This is a genomic window from Pseudoalteromonas sp. 4NS20-0020 (assembly GCF_057554385.1).
Map to the genome: position 1 here is coordinate 310,301 of NZ_BAAJMI010000001.1, position 20,292 is coordinate 330,592.

Below are 20,292 nucleotides of genomic sequence, written 5' to 3' on the forward strand. Positions count from 1 at the left end.
TGAATGTCAAACCAAGATCCAAATCTCAGTCGAGAACAAGAAAAGTACGAAAACCCCGTCCCTAGCCGTGAGTTTATACTTACTCATCTTCAAGAGCGTTCAAAACCAGCTAACTACGCACAATTATGTGAAGAACTAGCCGTTAATGATGAAGAGCGTCAAATTGCATTTAAACGTCGCCTTCGTGCCATGGAGCGTGATGGTCAGTTATATTTTAATAAATTTAAATGCTATGCACTTATTGACGAAGCCGGTTTAACCAAAGGTAAAGTAATAGGCCACAGAGACGGTTTTGGCTTTTTAGAAGTTGAAGGCGAGAGCAAAGATTGGTTTATTGCCAAACATCAAATGAACATGGTGTTACATGGCGACATTGTACTAGCTAAAGGTACAAAACGTGGCTCTGGCTCAAAATGCGATGCCCGTATTATTAAAGTGCTTACCAACGAGCGCGCCCCTATTGTAGGGCGTTACTTTGTTGAGCATGGTGTTGCAGTTGTAGTCGCTGAAGATCCGCGTATTACGCAAGACATCATGATTTTACCAGGCAACGAAAACGGTGCCCGCCACAACCAAATGGTGCAGGTTAAAATCACTCAAAACCCTAGCCGCAATATGAACGCAGTAGGTAAAGTGGTTGATGTACTAGGTGAGCATTTAGCGCCAGGTATGGAAATTGAAGTTGCCCTTCGTAATCACGACATTCCGCATGTTTGGCCAGAAGAGGTTGACGCACAAGTCGCCCACTTAGGCGAATTTGTAGAAGATGCAGACAAACAAGGCCGCGTAGATTTACGCGACTTACCGCTTGTTACGATAGATGGCGAAGACGCCCGCGACTTTGACGACGCCGTGTACTGTGAGCCTAAAAAATCGGGTGGTTGGCGTTTATGGGTTGCTATTGCCGATGTGTCGCATTATGTAGGCATGAATACACCACTTAACAAAGAAGCCATTGCACGTGGTAACTCAGTGTATTTTCCTGAGCAAGTTATCCCAATGCTACCAAAAGTACTGTCTAACGGGTTGTGTTCACTTAACCCTAAAGTAGACCGCCTTTGTATGGTTGCTGAAATGACCGTATCAGCGGCAGGTAAATTGTCGGGTTATAAGTTTTACGAAGCGGTGATGAATTCTCACGCCCGTTTAACTTACACTAAAGTAAACGCCATTTTACAAAATGACGAAAAGCTTCGCGACGAATACGCCGCCGTAGTGCCACATTTAACTGATTTACAGCAAATGTACATGGCGCTTAAATCAGCACGCCAAGAGCGTGGTGCTATTGAATTTGAAACACTCGAAACACGCTTTGTATTTAATGCACACCGCAAAATAGAGTCTATTGTGCCTGTTATCCGCAACGACGCGCACAAACTCATTGAAGAATGTATGATTTTAGCCAACGTGTCAGCGGCTAAATTACTCGAAAAGCACGAGGCCAGTGCACTTTACCGTGTGCATGATGAACCCGACAGTGAAAAGCTAGGTAACTTTACACAGTTTTTAACTGAGTTAGGGATTCAGAGCACATTAGGTGACGAACCAACGCCTAAAGAAATTACGCAAATATTAGCTAAATTAGGCGAGCGCCCAGAGGCCGAGCTTATTCAAACTATGCTGCTGCGCTCAATGAAACAAGCGGTTTATCAGCCAGATAACATAGGTCACTTTGGTTTAGCGTTATCGGCTTATGCACACTTTACATCGCCTATTCGTCGTTACCCAGATTTAGTTGTACACCGTGCAATTAAAGCGGTACTAAAAGCACAGGGTCAACAAACGTCAGGCGCATACGCGTACACTGACGATGAAGTAGATCAATTAGGCGAGCAGTGTTCAACTACTGAGCGCCGTGCAGACGACGCGACTCGCGAAGTAGCCGACTGGCTTAAATGTGAGTTTATGCAAGACCACGTTGGCGATGAGTTTAACGGGGTTATTTCGTCGGTTACAAACTTTGGTTTATTTATACGATTAGACGATTTACAAATTGATGGTTTAATTCATGTTACTAATTTAGGCGACGAGTTTTTTGCCCATGATGCTGCAAAACATTGCCTGATTGGTGAACACAGCCACACCGTTTACCGACTTGGCGATAAAGTAACGGTGCAAGTTGCCTCAGTCAGTTTAGACGACCGCCGTATAAACTTAGTACTTAAAGGCGATGTAGCACAAGATAGGTATTCACGCCGTCGTGCACCTAAAGGTAAAGGCCCAGCGAGTGTGCGCTCACAATTAAAAGCAGGAAAAGTACCGGGTAAAAAGTCAGACGACAAGCCAAAAGGTAAAAAAAAGCCAGCCGGTAAAGGCAAAGCTGCTGGTAAGTCGGCGGTTAAAGCCAGCGAAGGCACCGCAAAGAAAAAACCGAAAAAGAAATCGGCTAAAAAGCCTAAAAGACCAGGCAAAAATGCCCGTAAACGTACAAGCCCAGGAGCATAAAATACGTGAGTAATGAATTAATTTTTGGCTTTCACTCTGTTGAAGCAATTTTAGCAAAAGAGCCTGAGCGATTTTTAGAAATTTACGCCCTTAAAGGTCGTGATGATAAACGCTTAACACCGATTATTGATGAAGCACGTAAATTTGGTATTTCAGTACAATTTATGCAGCGTAAAGCACTTGATAACAAGTCGAAAGACGAGCAGCATCAGGGAATTATTGCTAACGTAAAAGCGGCGCCAACGTACAACGAAAAAGATTTAGATGTGATCATTGCGCGTGAAGAAACTCCATTTTTACTCGTACTTGATGGCATAACCGACCCGCATAACTTAGGTGCATGCTTGCGTAGTGCAGATGCCGCTGGCGTACATGCGATCATTGTTCCTAAAGATAAGTCGGCAAAGCTTAACGGTACAGCACGAAAAGTAGCGTGTGGCGCAGCAGAAACAGTGCCCCTTATTCAGGTCACTAACCTCGCACGTACGCTTCGTGAAATTAAAGATGCTGGCGTATGGGTAGTTGGCACAGCAGGCGAAACCGACACGCATGTATTTGATGCAAGCTTAACAGGCCCAATGGCCATAGTTATGGGCGCAGAAGGTGAGGGGATGCGCCGTTTAACGCGTGAGCATTGCGATGTATTGGTTAAAATTCCAATGGCAGGTTCGGTGTCTAGCTTAAACGTATCGGTTGCAACCGGTATTTGTTTATTTGAAGTATTACGCCAACGTAACGCAAATAATTAAATTACGTTAGTTTAAAGCTAAGCATTAAAAAAGCCGAGATTAAATAATCTCGGCTTTTTTGTATCTACTATTTGCTTAGTATGGTGTGAGTAAAACGGTTTAGTTAACGAGCCGTTTTACTCAGCTACTACTTAAAAGCTGTATGTGTAGCCCATTTGAATACTACGAGGCTTACCTGGCTGAATACCGCCATTAGCACGGTTAGCTATGTACGTTTTATCAAACAGGTTATCAACCGTTAAGTATACTTTTTGGTTGTCGTCGATTAAGTATTTAGCAGCTAAATCCCATACTACACGGCTATCAATTGCGTTTAAGCCTGAGTCAGATAGGTCGGCATGAGAATCAGATACGTAACGTATTTGGCTGTTAACAACAAACGATGCAAACTCAGCGCCTAACGATAAAGCAACTTGATTTTCAGGTACGTAAGGCATTGCGTCGCCTTTTTCTACCGAGCCCCAAATTTCTGAATCAAACGTGTTTTTAAACTCAGAGTCAGTGTATGTGTACGTTAATTTAACTGGAAATTGCGCAGCGTCTGTTGCAAAAGTACGACCCGCACTAAATTCAAAGCCCGAGACTTCTACTTCACCGTAGTTGTATTGGTCGCCAATATTTTCGTCGCTACAACCCACAGCAGCAGTACAGTTACCGTGCATGTTGTCGTAATCAGAGAAAAACGCAATCACTTCACCGTTAAAGCCATCCATATTAAAGCGAGAGCCAAACTCTAGGTTTACACTTTCTTCTTCTTCTTGGTCAGCATTACCCGGTGCCGCTGGAGCGTAACCTTTTTGAATACCCGCAAGTAACGTCACGTTGTCGTTAAGTGTATAAGTAGCACCTAACGATGGCACTAAAATTTCAGTATCGTTAGAAATATCTTTAGTTAAGCCATTGCTACGAGTTGGATCTGATTTAGACCATTCTTCACGCGTAATGGTAATGTCTTCGTAACGAAGACCTGCATTAATAACTAACGCGTCTAGTGTCCATTCGTCTTGAACAAATAACGTGCTTGCTTTTGCGCTGTCTACACGGTTGCTATCTGAACCAGGTACACCTTGCGATGTAAGTGTCATGCTTAGGTCTTGATTAAGCGTGTATGTGTCTTGCCATTGGAAACGATCCATTTCGTCTTCGTGGTAACGCATACCTACAGTAATGTAGTGATCGCCTGCAGGAATATGTAATTCAGACTGAATGCCTTTTGCTAGGTAATCACGGTTGTTAGCTTTAACACCAATGCCTTCAATACCTTCGCTTGTTGGATTTGCTTCAAAGTCGCTGTATTGCTCAAGCGTGCTTGTTCCTACACTGCTTGCTTTATACCAGTTACGATGAAAATCGTTTAGGTAAGCGGTTGCAAGTAATTCGTAGCTTTCACCAAAACGGTACGCATAGTTTAGTTGGTAAGCGTTGTGGCGAGTGTTCATTTCATCGTTTTGCGATGCAGCGTAACGGCGATTAGGGTTTGCTTTGTAATCTTCGTCAGTTAAGCCCATGTAAGTTTCGTCTGATGTTTCGTCAGAATATTTTACTTTTAGCTCAATATTGTGGGCATCGTTTTTACCAAACGTATGACCAAACTTTAATAGTAAATCAGTTTTTTCAAAGCCCGTATTATCGCTACCAACAGGAAGCTCTTTAAAGCCGTCTGCGCCGTAGGTAAATACTTCAACCAAGCCAGACGTGTTGTTTTTTTCTTTACCAAAGTATGCGTGACCTTTGTAGTAGCCATCGCTACCAAGGGCTGCATCTACCATACCTTTAGAACTATTAGGCTCGGTTGGTAAGCTACGAGAAAGTAAGTTTAAAACGCCACCTGTAGTACGAGGACCGTACTTAACTGAGGCAGCACCTTTTAATACTTCAATTGTTTCCATACGACCCATAGTAGGGAAGTAGTAAGCTGAAGGCGCAGAATAAGGCGCAGGTGCGACTAATACACCGTCTTCCATTACAGAAATTTTATCGTTACGGCCGGTACCAGTACCGCGCATACCAATGTTAGGGCGAAGGCCATAGCCATCTTCTTCTTGAACGTAAACACCCGGAACAGACGCTAAAACACGCGAAATATCGGTAAACTCAAATTTTTGAAGTTCTTCGTCAGAGATAAAAGTAGCCGAACCAGGAATGTCGTTTATAGCTTGCTGTGAGCCAATAACTGTAATTTGTTCAAAGCGTTGTTCTTTATCGCTGGTGTCTTTAGCCATTGCAGTGGCTGTAAAAGACAAAGCAACCGCAGTTGCAAGAGTAGATACTAAAAACTTAGGGTTCATTTTTGTCCTAATCACGTTGATTATCTAAATTGGCGTAATTTGAACACGTTAACGAATGCGAATCAATATTATTAAGTATAAAACTATTCATTTTTTTAGAACTAAAAACATATATCATGTAACTTAATTAACTTTTTTATATCTTTTGTATTGTTTTGTAATCGTGAAGCTAAGTATAAAGTTGAGTGTGTGTTTTATTAGCCTAAACGCAAGGCAATAAACTCAGCAAGCTTATCTACCGCATTTTCTGACTCCCCCGAACTTTTAACCAAGCTAATACCAATGTCGCCCAGTGCAGGTAGGTATTTAGTTTGTACTTGGTAATTAAGCTCACTGGGTACGGTACTTTTTGCCAGTACTGTAATGCCAAGCCCTTCTTTTAAAGCCGCAATAAGCCCTGTTAAGTCGGCGTTGCTATATACAATACGGTATTTTATGCCGGCATTTTTAAGCGCATCGGTAGCGCGGCGCCGATAAATACATCCCTCTGGCGCGGTTACTAAGGTAACCACTTGGTTTTTTGCTTGGTTTAAATCACCCACCCACACCAATTGATCTTGCATAAAAATAGGAAATTTACTTGAGGTAAGTTGCTCGTTTAGCGCAAGCACTAGATCAAATTGGTCTTGCCTAGAAGCCGAAAGCAAATGCTTACTTAATCGCGATTTAACTTCAAGCGATACTTCTGGGTACAGCGCCACAAAGTCGCCAATAATAGAAGGGAGTATACGCGCAGCAAATTCGCTAGGTATGCCTAAACGTACTTTTCCGGTAATGCTCTCTGACGTAAATTGCTGCAAAATGGCATCGTTGTATTGCATCATTTGTTTTGCCATGGGCAATAATAGTTCGCCGTACTGGTTTAGTACTTGGCGCTGGCCTTGCTTTTTAAATAATTTATAGCCTAATACATCTTCTAAACGCTTTATTTGTAAGCTTACCGCAGGTTGCGAAAGCCCCAAAAAGTCGCCGGCTTTGGCAAATCCGCCTACATCTACAATCATTACAAAGGTACGTAAACTGTCGGTTGATATATTTTTCATATTTAAAATTACAATTTATGTGGCTACATATATAAGTATTATTTATCAATTGATAAATAATTACAATTTGTTGTTACAGACCCCGCGCAATATAATTTTAAGATTAAAAATACACAGGTGTTTGTTATGACTTTTAACCCAATAATGTTTGCCCGCCACAGCAACGCTAACAGCGCGGTTATAAACGCTTTGCAAGCAAATAACAGCACAGTTGTAATGGATTTTAGCGGCAGCGAAGCTTCTGTATTTTTAAGCAGTATTTTAGGCCACGATTTAACAAAATTAACGGCCAGCGGTTTAGGTTTAAAAGGCACATTAGATGGCGACTTTTATTCTGACTTTAGTTACGCCGTATATTATTTTAGCGAAACCGCTTTTCGATTTGTATTACCTCACAGCGCAAGCCTGCAATTACAGTCACTTATAAACGAACAACAGCTTCGTTTTGATATTGACTACGTTATTCGTACCGACTTAACTAGCTTTACCTTAAGCGGCGAAAACGCCTTTGATACGCTAGTTGATGCCTTTAAATTAACACCCGGTTTGCGATTATCTGACGCACAACTATGCTACGGTGCGCAAAGCGGTGAGGTATTTATTACCGCGATTGATAACAAAGATGAGCAGCATTTTGTGCTCATAGCTAAAGCGCCAGAGCTACAAAAATGGCAAAGCTACATGCAAACGCAGGGTTTTGCAGTAATGCAAAACCAGGCCGCATAACAAAAACAACCAACAGGTAAACATAATAATGTTTGCCTGTTTTTAATTTAAGCCACGCCCATTAAGGGTTAATTTAAAACGTGAAGGAATGTTATGACTTCTAAAACTGTACTCCATGCTAAGCACCTAGAAGCGGGCGCAAAAATGGTTGATTTTCATGGCTGGGAAATGCCAATCAACTACGGCTCACAAATAGAAGAACATAATGCAGTGCGTAACGATGCAGGCATGTTTGACGTATCACACATGACCATTGTTGATATTGAAGGCGACCAAGCTAAAGCATTTTTACGAAAACTTGTAGCAAACGACGTGGCTAAATTAACCGTACCAGGTAAAGCACTTTACACCGGCATGCTTAACGAGCAAGGCGGCGTAATTGACGACCTTATTATTTACTTTTTCAGCGAAACGTTTTACCGCTTAGTGGTTAACTCGGCTACGCGCGAAAAAGACTTAGCGCACTTAGCTAATGTATCGAGCGATTTTGCCGTTACAGTGACTGAGCGTCCAGAGTTTGCAATGATTGCAGTGCAAGGCCCTAACGCACGCGAAAAAACAGGCACGCTTTTAAATGCAGAGCAACAAGCTGCAGTTGAAGGCATGAAGCCGTTTTTTGGTGTTCAAGTGGGTGATTTATTTATTGCTACAACGGGTTATACTGGCGAAGACGGTTACGAAATTGTAGTACCAAACGACCAAGCAGCCGATTTATGGCAACAACTGCTAGACGCAGGTGTAGCGCCAGCTGGTTTAGGTGCACGTGACACGCTACGTTTAGAAGCAGGTATGAACCTTTACGGCCTAGATATGGACGAAAGCGTATCGCCACTTGCAGCTAACATGGCATGGACCATTGCATGGGAACCAGAAGATCGTGACTTTATTGGCCGTGACGTACTGGTTAAACAACGCGCTGAAAAAAGCACCGACAAGCTTGTTGGTTTAGTACTTGAAGAAAAAGGCGTATTGCGTAGCGGTTCAAAAGTAATTGTTGACGGTGGAGAAGGGGTTATTACCTCAGGTACTTTTTCACCTACACTTGGTTTTAGTGTAGCCCTTGCACGTGTACCACGTTCAACAGGCGACACTGCTCAAGTAGAAATGCGCAAAAAATTAGTTAACGTTAAAGTAGTGAAGCCTAGCTTTGTACGTAACGGTAAATCAATAATTTAAAATTTGGTGTTATCACCCAATAATACCAATCATGTTGAGTTATTAATCACTTATAGCGACGGATAAATAGAGTGATAACAAGGCATTAATTTTGATATGTAGTTGTTCTACCTGATAAATTAATAACGATGTTAGCGCTTTATTTAGACCGCTAGATTGGTTAAATATTTAATTTGATTGGTATCATAACCAAAGGAACAAGATAATGAGCAATATCCCTACTGAATTAAAATACGCTTCTTCACACGAGTGGGTTCGCAACGAAGGTGACGGTACCTTTACTGTAGGTATTACAGAGCACGCACAAGAACTACTTGGTGACATGGTATTTGTTGAATTGCCTGAAGTGGGCGACGAAGTAGACGCAGGCGAAGATTGTGCAGTAGCAGAGTCGGTTAAAGCGGCATCAGACATCTACGCACCAATTAGCGGCGAAATTGTTGCCATTAACGAAGAGCTAGAAGACGCACCTGAAACAGTAAACAACGACGCGTACGGTGATGGTTGGTTATTCCGTGTTAAAGCATCTGATGAGTCTGAGCTAGACAACCTATTAGACGCTGAAGGTTACTCGCACACTATCGACGAAGACTAATCACTCTTTATTGATACTCAAAAGCCCCGTTTTATGTTTGATGGGGCTTTTATGATTTTATCGCCAATTTTCCATACCATTTTGACGTTAAATCATCATATATTTTAATTAATACTAGTTACCCATTAGTATTTAGGATCATAGGAATCTAGACACATGTCAAACGCCAAATCTCTTGAGCAGTTAGAGCAAAAGCAAGATTTTATTCGCCGCCATATAGGGCCAAGCCCCGCGCAAGTAAGCGATATGCTGAGCGCTCTTGAAGTATCGAGTGTACAAGAGCTGATCGATCAAACTGTACCGGCTAACATTCGCCTAGAGCAACCGCTAAGCATTGGCGAAAGCCGTACTGAAGTTGAAACACTAAGCTACTTAAAATCAGTAGCAAGCAAAAATAAAGTTTTCAAATCGTACATTGGCCAAGGCTACCACCCAACGCACGTACCGCACGTAATTTTACGTAACGTACTTGAAAACCCGGGTTGGTATACAGCGTACACGCCGTACCAGCCAGAGATTGCACAAGGGCGTTTAGAATCGTTACTAAACTTCCAAACTATGACCCTAGATTTAACCGGCCTTGATTTAGCAAGCGCGTCGTTACTTGACGAATCAACCGCTGCAGCCGAGGCAATGGGCCTTGCAAAACGTGTGTCTAAAGCTAAAAAAGCCAATGCCTTTTTTATTGCCGACGACGTACACACACAAACTATTGACGTAGTAAGCACCCGTGCTGAGCAGTTTGGTTTTGAAATAATTATTGGTAAAGCGGCCGACGCCGTTAACCACGACATTTTTGGTGCATTATTTCAATACCCGTCTACATCGGGTGAAGTAGTCGATATAACCGACCTAATTGCCGGCGTACAAAGCAAAAAAGCGATTGCCTGTGTGGCAGCCGACATTATGAGTTTATTACTATTAAAAGCACCAGGTAAATTAGGTGCCGACGTAGTATTAGGTTCGGCTCAGCGTTTTGGTGTACCTATGGGGTATGGCGGTCCACATGCTGCATTTTTTGCAACACGTGACGCATACAAACGTTCATTACCAGGGCGTATTATTGGTGTATCTAAAGACCGTTTAGGTAACGACGCACTGCGTATGGCAATGCAAACGCGCGAACAACACATTCGCCGCGACAAAGCCAACTCAAACATTTGTACAGCGCAGGTACTACTTGCCAACATGGCGGCGTTTTATGCGGTGTACCACGGTCCACAAGGCTTAAAAACTATCGCGCAGCGTATACACCGCTTTGCTGATATTTTAGCTGCTGGCCTAAAAGCAAAAGGCATCACCCTTAAGCACAGCACGTGGTTTGATACGCTAACAATTGTTGGCGACAATAAAGACGACGTAATTGCACGTGCACTTGCCAAAGGCGTTAACTTTGCTACAAACCACGACGGCGAGTACTCAATTTCGGTTTCAGAAACCACAACCCGTGCAGACGTTGCCGAGCTATTTGATATTGTACTAGGTGAAGGCCACGGTCTAAGCGTAGACAGTATTGCAGCCGATATTGAAGCAAACGGTAGCGACTCTATTCCAGCGAGTTTAGTACGTGATGACGAAGTATTAACGCATCCAAACTTTAACAGCTACCACAGCGAAACAGACATGCTTCGCTACATTAAGCGCCTTGAAAACAAAGATTTAGCACTTAACCACTCAATGATCTCGTTAGGTTCATGCACCATGAAACTAAACGCGACCGCTGAGATGATTCCAGTTACATGGCCTGAGTTTGCAAACCTTCACCCATTCTGCCCGCTAGACCAAGCAGAGGGTTATCAAATAATGATTAACGAGCTACACGACTGGCTAGTTAACATTACGGGTTACGATGCGGTTTCACTTCAGCCAAACTCGGGTGCACAAGGTGAATACGCAGGCTTAATTGCCATTCGTAAATACCACGAGTCACGCGGGGATGCACACCGTAACGTATGTTTAATTCCAAGCTCAGCGCATGGTACTAACCCAGCATCGGCACAAATGGCGAGCATGAAAATTGTTGTGGTTAACTGTGATAAAAACGGCAACATCGACATGGAAGACTTAAAAGCGAAAGCTGAAGACGTGTCTGAAAACCTATCATGTGCCATGATCACGTACCCATCTACCCACGGTGTTTACGAAGAAACCATTCGTGAACTATGTGACATTATTCATGAGCACGGCGGCCAAGTTTACATGGACGGCGCAAACATGAACGCGCAAGTGGGTGTAACAAGCCCGGGCTTTATTGGCTCAGACGTATCGCACTTAAACTTGCACAAAACGTTTTGTATTCCACACGGTGGCGGCGGCCCAGGTGTAGGCCCAATTGGTGTTAAATCGCACCTTGCGCCATTTATGCCAAACCACAGCGTAATTAACGTACCGGGTACAAACATTAACAACGGTGCCGTATCGGCAGCGCCTTACGGCTCAGCCGCTATTTTACCTATTTCATGGGCGTACATTGCCATGATGGGGTCAGAGGGCTTAAAACAAGCCACAGAAATGGCGATTGTGAACGCTAACTACTTAACGCAAGAGTTAAGCCAGCACTTCCCAATTTTATACCGTGGCCGCAACAACCGCGTTGCGCACGAATGTATTGTTGATTTACGCCCATTAAAAGAAGCGTCAGGCATTACTGAAATGGACGTCGCTAAGCGCCTACAAGATTACGGCTTCCATTCACCCACTATGTCGTTCCCAGTAGCGGGCACGTTAATGATTGAGCCAACTGAGTCTGAGTCAAAAGGCGAGATTGACCGCTTTATCGAAGCGATGGTGTCAATCAAAGGCGAAATAGACAAAGTAATCTCTGGCGAATGGTCAATAGAAAACAACCCACTTGTGTTTGCACCGCACACGCAAGCTGATGTACTTGGTAACGAATGGGACCGCGCGTACGACCGTTTTTACGCTGCATTCCCAGTGCCTTCGGTAGCAAAAGACAAGTTCTGGCCAACGGTTACACGTATCGATGATGTATACGGCGACCGTAACTTAGTATGTTCATGCCCAGCGGTAGAGACATATCGCGACTAACTTTTGAACTTTAATGGGTAGTAAGTTCCATTATAGTTTGGGAATTTATCAAAATTATAAAAGCCGTTGCAGCAATGCAACGGCTTTTTTGTGTTTGATGATTCGTCATTAATCATATGAACGTAGGTTGGGTAGAGTGAAACGAAACCCAACAAATCAAAAATATACTTACTCGCTCACAAACCAAGAATATGTGTTATTTATTGTAGGCGTTTAGCTTGCTGACGCGCGGGCGGCAGCTCGAATAAGTATTTGAATAGGTACTTGGAATTACTATTACAGATAATGCGAATACGTTTGGCACTTCTATAAATTAGAAACCTTATTCAAGGTTTTGTCGCGCTGGCGACCGCAGCCAAAGAGGGGCTGATGAGTGGGTAAATAAACCCAACCCAGAGTTCAATGGTCAGTCTGCTTTAGATTTTATGCTTGGCGGGACTATAGAGCGGTTGAAACACGTTAGAGAGTTTGTTGATGGTCCATTTAACTTTATTCATTGAATTGAAACTATCAGTGAATAGTGAGAAAACCCATTCTAATCTTTAAAAATTAGAATTATTCATTACAGAAGTTGTTGACTTCGCTGAGGAATTTATTTACCTTAAAAAGAGACTAAATTGCAGTCGGCTACAGAGCATGTTTGCTCTAACTTTATACTCCGCTCCCTATCTATTGCACGGGAGGTTTCAGCTGCAAACCGGTTATACCGGATACTTTATGTGAAACCTAACTTCATTATTTTTGGAGAATACTATGTGCAGGATTGATGCGCCTTTTGGCAAAATCACCTTCGATGAAAAAAACGACCCTAAAGAACGTTTTATACAAGCTCTGGATGAGTTTGATATACACGGCAATTTCAGAACTTTAATGATTAAACACTTTTCAGATACATGGATGAATGTATTTAGAGGTGTATTAGCTCTTGAAGATGCTCTCGCTGAGACTCAATCCCATACATCAGAGTCTGCAAAGTGCATTTCTATTTTATTGACTCAAAAGCAAACTATTGAAAATAGTATTTTAAGGCATTACGGACATTATCTACTCCCTTTGGATGATGAGCCAATAATTGCTTTTTTAAAGGACGTAGCTGACATTTATTACCCTAACGCGCTGTTTGGATTATTTAATGACGTTATGGATAAATGTGGAAGCTACATAATGTTTTCATCATGGTTGTATGGAAAGGATTACTGCCTTACTAAAGCATTTTTTGATGATACTTCATTATGTTTGTCGAATAATAGAGATAGGGCTTTCTTGCTTTGGAGTTTCTTTGATGAAATATCAAATAATTTAAGGTTTCTAGATAGCAATTACTTATATAATGCTATGACTTATATAACGACTTCAAACATCGTACAAGGGCCTCAAAGTGAAGCTGTAACTAATACTTCAGCTAATATAATTCGTGGTTTAGATTTTATAAGGGCATGGATAACTTACGACTCTCAAGCTGGTAGATTTAATTATAAGTGGTCCGATTTTTTATACACTTACAATGAGTCCTTCTCTAATCTTGATTATTCAATATCACTTGAACTTATAGATAGTGATGAACTTCAAAATTTAAATTATGAATGGCTTGAAAACACTAAGCTAAAGCTTCAAGAATTACTTTATATAAATACTAATTTAGATAATGTTCCATCCGAAGATCATGTGCAGTGGGCTCAAGAGCTAGACGGATACTTTAGTTCATTTAAGTATCGTAACTTTGAGAGGCACTATAACTACAGCAACTCAAACATTATTGATTTATATAGACGTAAAGATAATGCTCATCATGAGTTTTGCTTAAAATTGAAACCGCTACAGATATCGACTTGGATTGAGTTTTCTATAAAAGAAGATTTTCGAAGGTTACTAGAATCAAAGCCTAGTAATCTTCGAGGTGAATTAAAGAATAGCGTTGATTTATGGGGTTATGGTAAGTATTTCACCTTATGGAAAAATGTATTATTAGTCGCTCTAGAAGAATTAGACTATCAAAGTAAACTTCGAATTTTATCTTGTTCAATACCTTTTAATAGCCGTCGAGCTGAAGATTTATATCCAGAATGCGCCGCTTGGTGGAATGAGCTTTTTACCGACTTGGTTGACTCGAAGGATTTTCCTAAAGTTTTAATACCTGATTGGGCTGTTACTGGCATTGACAGGCTAGAACGGGAAAAGATGGTTCCCTATATAGATAAAAGCATTGGGATAATACGTGGAGAAATCGTAAAAGAAGAGAATAAAGAACATCTAGAAACATACCATCAAAAGCTTGATAGGCTACTTAGTTTTTTAGATCGTACTGCACCAGATAAAGCTTTACGACATCGCCTTCTGTTAATGCGCTCGTCTACCGAACCATTCTCTGATGAGGCTCTTTCAAAGTTTGATTATTCGTATGAGCGAAAAGGTTTTAGTAAATGGTACGACTCTTTAAAACAACTAGCAGCAGATCAGTGTGCAAAAAAAAGAAATGAGCATAGAAATCTTACAGCAGCTAAGCATAAACAATTTCAAGAAGACTTTTATGTACAATTTTCCCAACAATTAGCTGAATTTTTCCTAAGCCGCCTTCGTCTTCGTAGAGGTGAAAAAGCTAAAGATGATAAATATGAAACGAGCCAAGTAACAGAACAATCTTCGGTTTGGAGGCAAGGTTACTTAAAAGCTCTTACTGAATTAGGTTTGGACTTAAATGGACAAGTACATAAAACAGTCAACTTCACTAAAAAATCAGATCCTAATGAGGATGTGCGAGCTATTGCCAGTGAGTGTTATAAGGCTGTTCGACGACACGCTAAGAAAGACTCTTCTGTTCAAGATATAAAAAGAAGCATTATTGCTGCTGAATGGTGGCTTCTTATGTGTCAGCGAACTGAATTAGGTCATGAAAATAATGCTGAAAAGGCCGTAAGAACTAGACGTAACCTTATGCGCAACCCATAACTTCTTAATTATCTTCAATCTAAATAACTAAACTTGGTGTACTAGAGCCTGATGCTCTTACTTTGACGCTAGCCGTCCGCCATGTAAAAACTTTACGGTCAATATGACCAGTCAAGGAGTATACGTATGCATAATTTTTCTGAAAATTTATTTAAAAAACACATTGGGCAAATAGAAGCTGATATTGATTCTAACTACCAAATGTTGAAATTTGGATCAGATGGCCATCATGCCCAAACACGAATAGCTCAGTCCGGCAGTACAACTTGTAAAAATTGTGTCTCTGGTGATGGTATAAAAAAGCGAATTTTCGGTAGTTCTATCGAAGCGGAAAGCTCTGCTGATGATTTCTATGAGCGCTCCAATCGAGAACTCGAAGCTTATAGGTGTCCCGTAGGTAGTGGTTGGCATTTGAGGAAACCTAAATATAGATAATGAGTAGCTACTATTAATAGTTACTCCCAAACTATAATAATCACGCTTAGATTGGGGGCTATTAGATCATACTAAAATTCCCAATCTATAACTAAAAACTCTATAACGAAAAATGCGGCCTGAAAAGCTGCATTTTCCCAATCTATAACAACTTTGATCAAGAGACTGATTTTTGAACTTTAATGGGTAGTAAGTTCCATTATAGTTTGGGAATTTATCAAAATTATAAAAGCCGTTACAGCAATGCAACGGCTTTTTTGTGTGTGTTTAAACATTGTAGACGCACAGCTTGCTGGCGTGTTGGGCGCAGCCCAAAAGGTATTTAATTATTGTTGGCGCATACTTCGTTTGCTTTTGGCTCATTGAGGGATTAGAAACCTTATTCAAGGTTTTGTCGCGCTGGCGACAGCAGCCAAAGTGGGGCTGCCGCTGGTCCCTCTCTGGACATTCTCAGCGCACCCGAGCATCACGCTTAATCCTTCAAAAAACAAAGGGGTCAAATCTTGACTTCAGACATTAAAAATAGATAAATCAGAATAGGCGTCATTATAATTATCTTAAATTTTAATTGCCTCAGAGGGAGTGGTTGATAACCCACTAAAATACTTCATTATTAATTTCCCTTGACTGTTTTTTTCAATGACTAAATAGTTGTTTGAATTAGGGTAGTAAAAACTATTTTTAGACATGGGAATTAGCTTTATCTTATTTCCACCTGTGCGCTGAGAATATAAAACGTTATTTTCATAAATTAGACTGCGAGAAGTATTTTTATTAATACGGTAATCACCTAAAACAGGTAATAATTGCTGCTCTGTTACATCAATGCTTTTAAACTTTGGTAGTTCTATACCTAGTGTTTTGGCTATGAGTTTTTCGTTTATAAAAATAGGGTTTATATGGTTTGAATTAGCGAGTACGGCTACGTATAGTTTTTGCTCGGGTATGTAGCGTGTATGTGCTAAAAAGCCATTTATTCCACCGGTGTGCTTAATTACCGTATAATCATTAAAAGGCTTAATAATTAGACCATATCCGTAGGGTGAAAAGCTGCCGTCGTTAAGTTTAAAAGGGCTGACCATCTTCTCATAACTTGCCTTACTAATAAGCTTGCCTGACGATAATGCACTAAACCAAATGTTTAAGTCAGTTGAAGTAGATATAAGCGCCCCTGCGGCATAGGGCCAATCCATATTAATATAACTTGTGTTTATAAAGCCTTGCTCTGTTTGTTCATATCCAGCTGCGCGGTGAGGTACAAGCTCTTGCCCTTCGTAGCTACTTTGTGACATCCCCAGTTTTTTAAAAATATTTTGTTCAACGAACTGCTTATAAGGTTGCCCGCTTGCTACTTCAATTATTTTACCAAGAAAATCAAAGGGGTCAAATCTTGACTTCGGACATTAGTGATCTAGATTTATAGTTTACTGCTTATGGAGTGAATTGCTATGTCTAGACCATTGCGAATAGAGTATGAAAATGCGTTTTATCATGTGATGAATCGTGGAAGAGGGCACGAAAATACCTTTTTGAGCGATGATGACTTTAAGTATTTTTTATATTGCATTGAGCAGGCAAGCCTTCGGTTTAATATTGAAGTGCATTCGTATTGTTTGATGACCAATCATTACCATCTGCTAATAAAAACTCCCGATGCTAATTTAGGCAAGGCCATGAAGCATATTAACGGCCTTTACACTCAATACTTTAATAGAACACATAACACAGATGGTGCACTGTTCAGGGGCCGATACAAAGCCGTGTTGGTGGATGCTGATAACTACTTATTGCATGTTAGCCGGTATATTCACCGCAACCCAATTGAAACGAGCACCCCGTTGGTAGATGACCTTGCTAAGTACAAATGGTCTAGCTATTCAGCTTTTATTAAAAGTGGTGCGACACCTAAATGGTTGGTTCGAGATTTTATATTTTCGCTGCAAGGTAAAAAGCGTAAGTATGCTGCGTACAAACAGTTTGTTGAATATGAGTGTAATGAAGAAGTAAGCGCTTTTTATGGTGCTAAAAAGTTATTGTCGGTGCTAGGCAGTGATGACTTTGTTGAAAGCATTAAAGGCTATATTGCAACATCGAACAATGAAAGTAAGCTTGTTAGTAAAAGGCATTCAGCGAATGATGTAATTACCTATTTGGCTAACCACTTTAATGTTGAGGTAGATGATATAGTAAAGGTTAAAAAGGGGCGAAAAGAAAAAAACTTACCCCGATGGTATGCTATTAAATTGTGCCAAGATTTAACGGGATTAAATTTGCAGGCATTAGCAGATGTTTTTAATGTTAAACACTATTCTGCCATATCAAAAGCTGTTGGTAGATTAAATGCATTAATTATTGAGAATAAGCAGGTTAAATTACAGTGGGAAGAGCTTCGAGGTTGTTTGATGTCTGAAGTCAAGATTTGACCCCTTGATGAGATCTTTAATAAGAGGTTACTATGATTTGTAGGGTGTTTATTTTACTTTGCATTTTTTGCTTTAGCATTGGCTCGTTAAATGCCAGTGAAAAGGGTAAAACCATTACGTTTGCGGTTGGTCACGATCATGACAAAATGCTGATGGAGAATTACCCAATTTATCGTGCTAGTTGGCAATTTTTAAATCAAAGTTTAGCTAAATTAGGATATGAAGTAGACGCCATTATTTTACCATGGGCTAGAGCGAACTATTATACTCAATTAGGAAAAGCTGACGGTCTATTTTTAGCTGCTAACCTGCCAGGACGAGAGCAATGGGCGGTTTTATCAAACCCAATTGGAATGGGAGTATTTGGTGCTTTTTATCATAAGGATAGAAAAGACGAACATGCTATTATTGCGGGTGTGCGTTTAGGTGTGCATGACAAAATATTAACTGGCTACAATACTTATGAGTTGTTAGAAGTTGCCACAGCTCAGCAAGGGTTTAAACTGCTTTTTAACCAAAAGGTAGACCGCCTAATTATGTCAGAAAGTTATGGCAAGTATTTGTTGAGCACTGAGCTAATTGAATTTAAAAACGACATATTATTTGACTCCGATGTAATTGAAAAACGTTCAATTCATGTTGCGTTTGCAAAAGATATTGCTGATAGTTTGAAAGCTATGGCTGTAGTGAATAAAGCGATTGATTTAGGTATAAGCGATGGTACATACCATGACGTTATGACTAAAAATAAAGTACCTGAAAGTATGTTTTTGCCTAGCCTTGATAAATAGTAATTATATTTTATGTGTTTTTAAGAACGCCCCGTTGGGTCAGTTTTCTGCTGTTTAATGAGTAAAAATGTAAAACTTGTTATTAGTAACTCTATTTAACCGTCCTGTTGATGTAAGAGTTGATTTTGAAGCTAATAAAAAATATTTTTCTTTTTAACGACCCAAAAGCAATTTTTAGCTAGTTATAAAAAGGGCAATAATATTGCCCTTTTTTACGCGCTTAAACTTATTTTTATAACTTATAGCGCGACTAGGCTTTGTTCTAGCATTGCCTTTATTTGGTTTACTATTTTAGCTTCTGTTTCGGGTTCGAATTGTTGTATACGTGGGGTGTGAATATGCCCAGTAGGTATACTTGAATTAAGCGCATCGCGAAGACGAATACTTCGATACGATATTTCGTTAGACAAGTAACCACCGCCGCCGCCATTAACCGCAATACTGTTTTTTAGCTCGCCATACGAACCCGCTTTATAGGTTTTTTCAAGCGTGGTGACTTCACGATTGTCGATAACTTTATAGGGGCCTTTGGCGTTTTGCATGTAATTTACAGGCAAGCTAAATTTTACAAACTCGTTGCCTGGGAGTGGTCGGCCATTAAGTTTTGGTATTACTGGGCTTGTTTGCGTTCCGCCATACACAATATTAGCGTTATCGGGGGCGGTTACACTACGGCGTTTACCCGGAAAGTGCTCTAAATCAAATTCTGTTCTGCCCATACTTACGGTGACTACCATGTCTACATAATTAAGTGCGTAATAGGGGGCAAGTAGCGATTCTATTATGCCTTGATCGAAGTCTTCGTAGCGCACAGGCACCATAACGGTGTTAATTTCTGCACTTATGCCGTTGTAATTAATAACTTGGCCGTCGAGTAATAACGCTGCAACACCTGAGGGGTTACTTTGGTTTATGTTTCTATCGAGTAAAAATGGGTCAAAGCCTGTAAGTAATATTTTTTTAGTGCTGCCTGATGAAAAAGTAAGGTCGGTGCGGCCTCTGCTGCCGTCCTCTAGTAGGGTTAGTAACGTATTGAGTTGAGCCTGCGTAATTGAAAATTTAGGCGATGTTGTGCGTATTACTTTGCTTGAAAGCAGGCGTGCCCAGTAGAGCTCTCGGTCGTCGTAGTTATTGGTATTTATTATGCGTTGCTTGGCGTTTTCCCACAGTTCAAAGCTAAAGCGTTGAACTAATGTTTTTGCACTTTTAAAGTTGTTAAGCTCTTTAAATTGCTGCTCAAAACTTGATATTTGTGGGGTAAATGCTTTTAAAACATTGGGCATTGCTAATTGGGCTTTGTTGATACGCTGTTCTTCAACAGTTAAAGGATTACTTAAAGCAGCGAATGAAGAGGCGATTAAGCTGGTCGCTAATAATACTTTGATCATAATATTCCTAATATAAGGCTATTGTTTTATATGTAATTTACTATCCTACGATTGCTAATTTAGAGCAACCCATTAACGTTGAATCGACTGATATTTGCTTTTGCGATTAACTCACTTAGGTTACTGGATTTATAAAGCTAGCATTGAGTCTTTTTTATAAGAAAGTAATTGTGATGGTTACCTTCTACTCAGGTTATGCAAATTATATGGGGAATCGTACACGGTCTATTACAGGAATA

The 20,292-nt window shown here is 40.7% G+C and carries 14 protein-coding genes and 1 pseudogene; 11 read left to right on the forward strand and 4 right to left on the reverse strand.

The window, feature by feature from the left end; all coding sequences use genetic code 11:
• The first annotated feature begins 3 nt into the window (after positions 1 to 3).
• Together rnr and rlmB are read left to right on the forward strand one after the other, a co-directional pair.
• On the forward strand, positions 4 to 2,445 hold the full coding sequence (gene rnr, locus AC27JL_RS01420) for a ribonuclease R (RefSeq protein WP_243532721.1): 2,442 nt from the start codon (positions 4 to 6) through the stop codon (positions 2,443 to 2,445).
• Positions 2,446 to 2,450: 5 nt separating this feature from the next.
• Entirely contained in the window at positions 2,451 to 3,194 is a 744-nt protein-coding gene (gene rlmB, locus AC27JL_RS01425) for a 23S rRNA (guanosine(2251)-2'-O)-methyltransferase RlmB (RefSeq protein ID WP_006794097.1), read from the forward strand.
• Positions 3,195 to 3,325: 131 nt separating this feature from the next.
• On the opposite strand, the gene AC27JL_RS01430 is transcribed toward rlmB, so the two are convergent.
• Together AC27JL_RS01430 and AC27JL_RS01435 are read right to left on the reverse strand one after the other, a co-directional pair.
• The gene (locus AC27JL_RS01430; RefSeq protein WP_487194624.1) at positions 3,326 to 5,482 is read right to left on the reverse strand and encodes a TonB-dependent receptor family protein; all 2,157 of its coding nucleotides are present in this window, start codon (positions 5,480 to 5,482) and stop codon (positions 3,326 to 3,328) included.
• Positions 5,483 to 5,679: 197 nt separating this feature from the next.
• The gene (locus tag AC27JL_RS01435) at positions 5,680 to 6,525 is read right to left on the reverse strand and encodes a LysR family transcriptional regulator (protein ID WP_006794099.1); all 846 of its coding nucleotides are present in this window, start codon (positions 6,523 to 6,525) and stop codon (positions 5,680 to 5,682) included.
• 126 nt (positions 6,526 to 6,651) lie between these two features.
• Between AC27JL_RS01435 and AC27JL_RS01440 the strand changes: the two genes are divergently transcribed.
• The 7 genes and pseudogenes from AC27JL_RS01440 (at position 6,652) to AC27JL_RS01470 (ending at position 15,451) form a co-directional block, all read left to right on the forward strand.
• Positions 6,652 to 7,251 (forward strand): hypothetical protein, encoded by a 600-nt coding sequence (locus AC27JL_RS01440; protein WP_006794100.1) that lies wholly within the window; start codon positions 6,652 to 6,654, stop codon positions 7,249 to 7,251.
• A 93-nt stretch (positions 7,252 to 7,344) separates the two neighbouring features.
• Positions 7,345 to 8,427, forward strand: a complete 1,083-nt coding sequence (gcvT, locus tag AC27JL_RS01445; protein ID WP_006794101.1) for a glycine cleavage system aminomethyltransferase GcvT — start codon at positions 7,345 to 7,347, stop codon at positions 8,425 to 8,427.
• A gap of 205 nt (positions 8,428 to 8,632) precedes the next feature.
• On the forward strand, positions 8,633 to 9,022 hold the full coding sequence (gene gcvH / locus AC27JL_RS01450; protein WP_462674236.1) for a glycine cleavage system protein GcvH: 390 nt from the start codon (positions 8,633 to 8,635) through the stop codon (positions 9,020 to 9,022).
• Between the two features lie 156 nt (positions 9,023 to 9,178).
• Complete coding sequence (gcvP, locus tag AC27JL_RS01455) at positions 9,179 to 12,070, forward strand: aminomethyl-transferring glycine dehydrogenase (RefSeq protein ID WP_487194625.1); 2,892 nt, start codon at positions 9,179 to 9,181, stop codon at positions 12,068 to 12,070.
• Between the two features lie 371 nt (positions 12,071 to 12,441).
• A pseudogene (locus tag AC27JL_RS01460) lies at positions 12,442 to 12,570 on the forward strand (MbcA/ParS/Xre antitoxin family protein); the annotation flags it as partial.
• 253 nt (positions 12,571 to 12,823) lie between these two features.
• Positions 12,824 to 15,016, forward strand: coding sequence for a hypothetical protein (locus AC27JL_RS01465; protein WP_006794794.1), 2,193 nt, complete (start codon positions 12,824 to 12,826; stop codon positions 15,014 to 15,016).
• A 126-nt stretch (positions 15,017 to 15,142) separates the two neighbouring features.
• On the forward strand, positions 15,143 to 15,451 hold the full coding sequence (locus AC27JL_RS01470) for a hypothetical protein (protein ID WP_006794795.1): 309 nt from the start codon (positions 15,143 to 15,145) through the stop codon (positions 15,449 to 15,451).
• A 557-nt stretch (positions 15,452 to 16,008) separates the two neighbouring features.
• Here AC27JL_RS01470 and AC27JL_RS01475 read toward each other — a convergent pair.
• Complete coding sequence (locus AC27JL_RS01475) at positions 16,009 to 16,812, reverse strand: serine hydrolase domain-containing protein (protein WP_487194849.1); 804 nt, start codon at positions 16,810 to 16,812, stop codon at positions 16,009 to 16,011.
• Between the two features lie 87 nt (positions 16,813 to 16,899).
• On the opposite strand from AC27JL_RS01475, the gene AC27JL_RS01480 reads away from it, so the two are divergent.
• Together AC27JL_RS01480 and AC27JL_RS01485 are read left to right on the forward strand one after the other, a co-directional pair.
• The gene (locus tag AC27JL_RS01480) at positions 16,900 to 17,874 is read left to right on the forward strand and encodes a transposase (protein ID WP_487194626.1); all 975 of its coding nucleotides are present in this window, start codon (positions 16,900 to 16,902) and stop codon (positions 17,872 to 17,874) included.
• A 32-nt stretch (positions 17,875 to 17,906) separates the two neighbouring features.
• Positions 17,907 to 18,665 (forward strand): substrate-binding periplasmic protein, encoded by a 759-nt coding sequence (locus tag AC27JL_RS01485; RefSeq protein ID WP_487194627.1) that lies wholly within the window; start codon positions 17,907 to 17,909, stop codon positions 18,663 to 18,665.
• Between the two features lie 239 nt (positions 18,666 to 18,904).
• Here AC27JL_RS01485 and AC27JL_RS01490 read toward each other — a convergent pair whose 3' ends face one another.
• The gene (locus AC27JL_RS01490; protein ID WP_487194629.1) at positions 18,905 to 20,053 is read right to left on the reverse strand and encodes a hypothetical protein; all 1,149 of its coding nucleotides are present in this window, start codon (positions 20,051 to 20,053) and stop codon (positions 18,905 to 18,907) included.
• Positions 20,054 to 20,292: the final 239 nt, after the last annotated feature.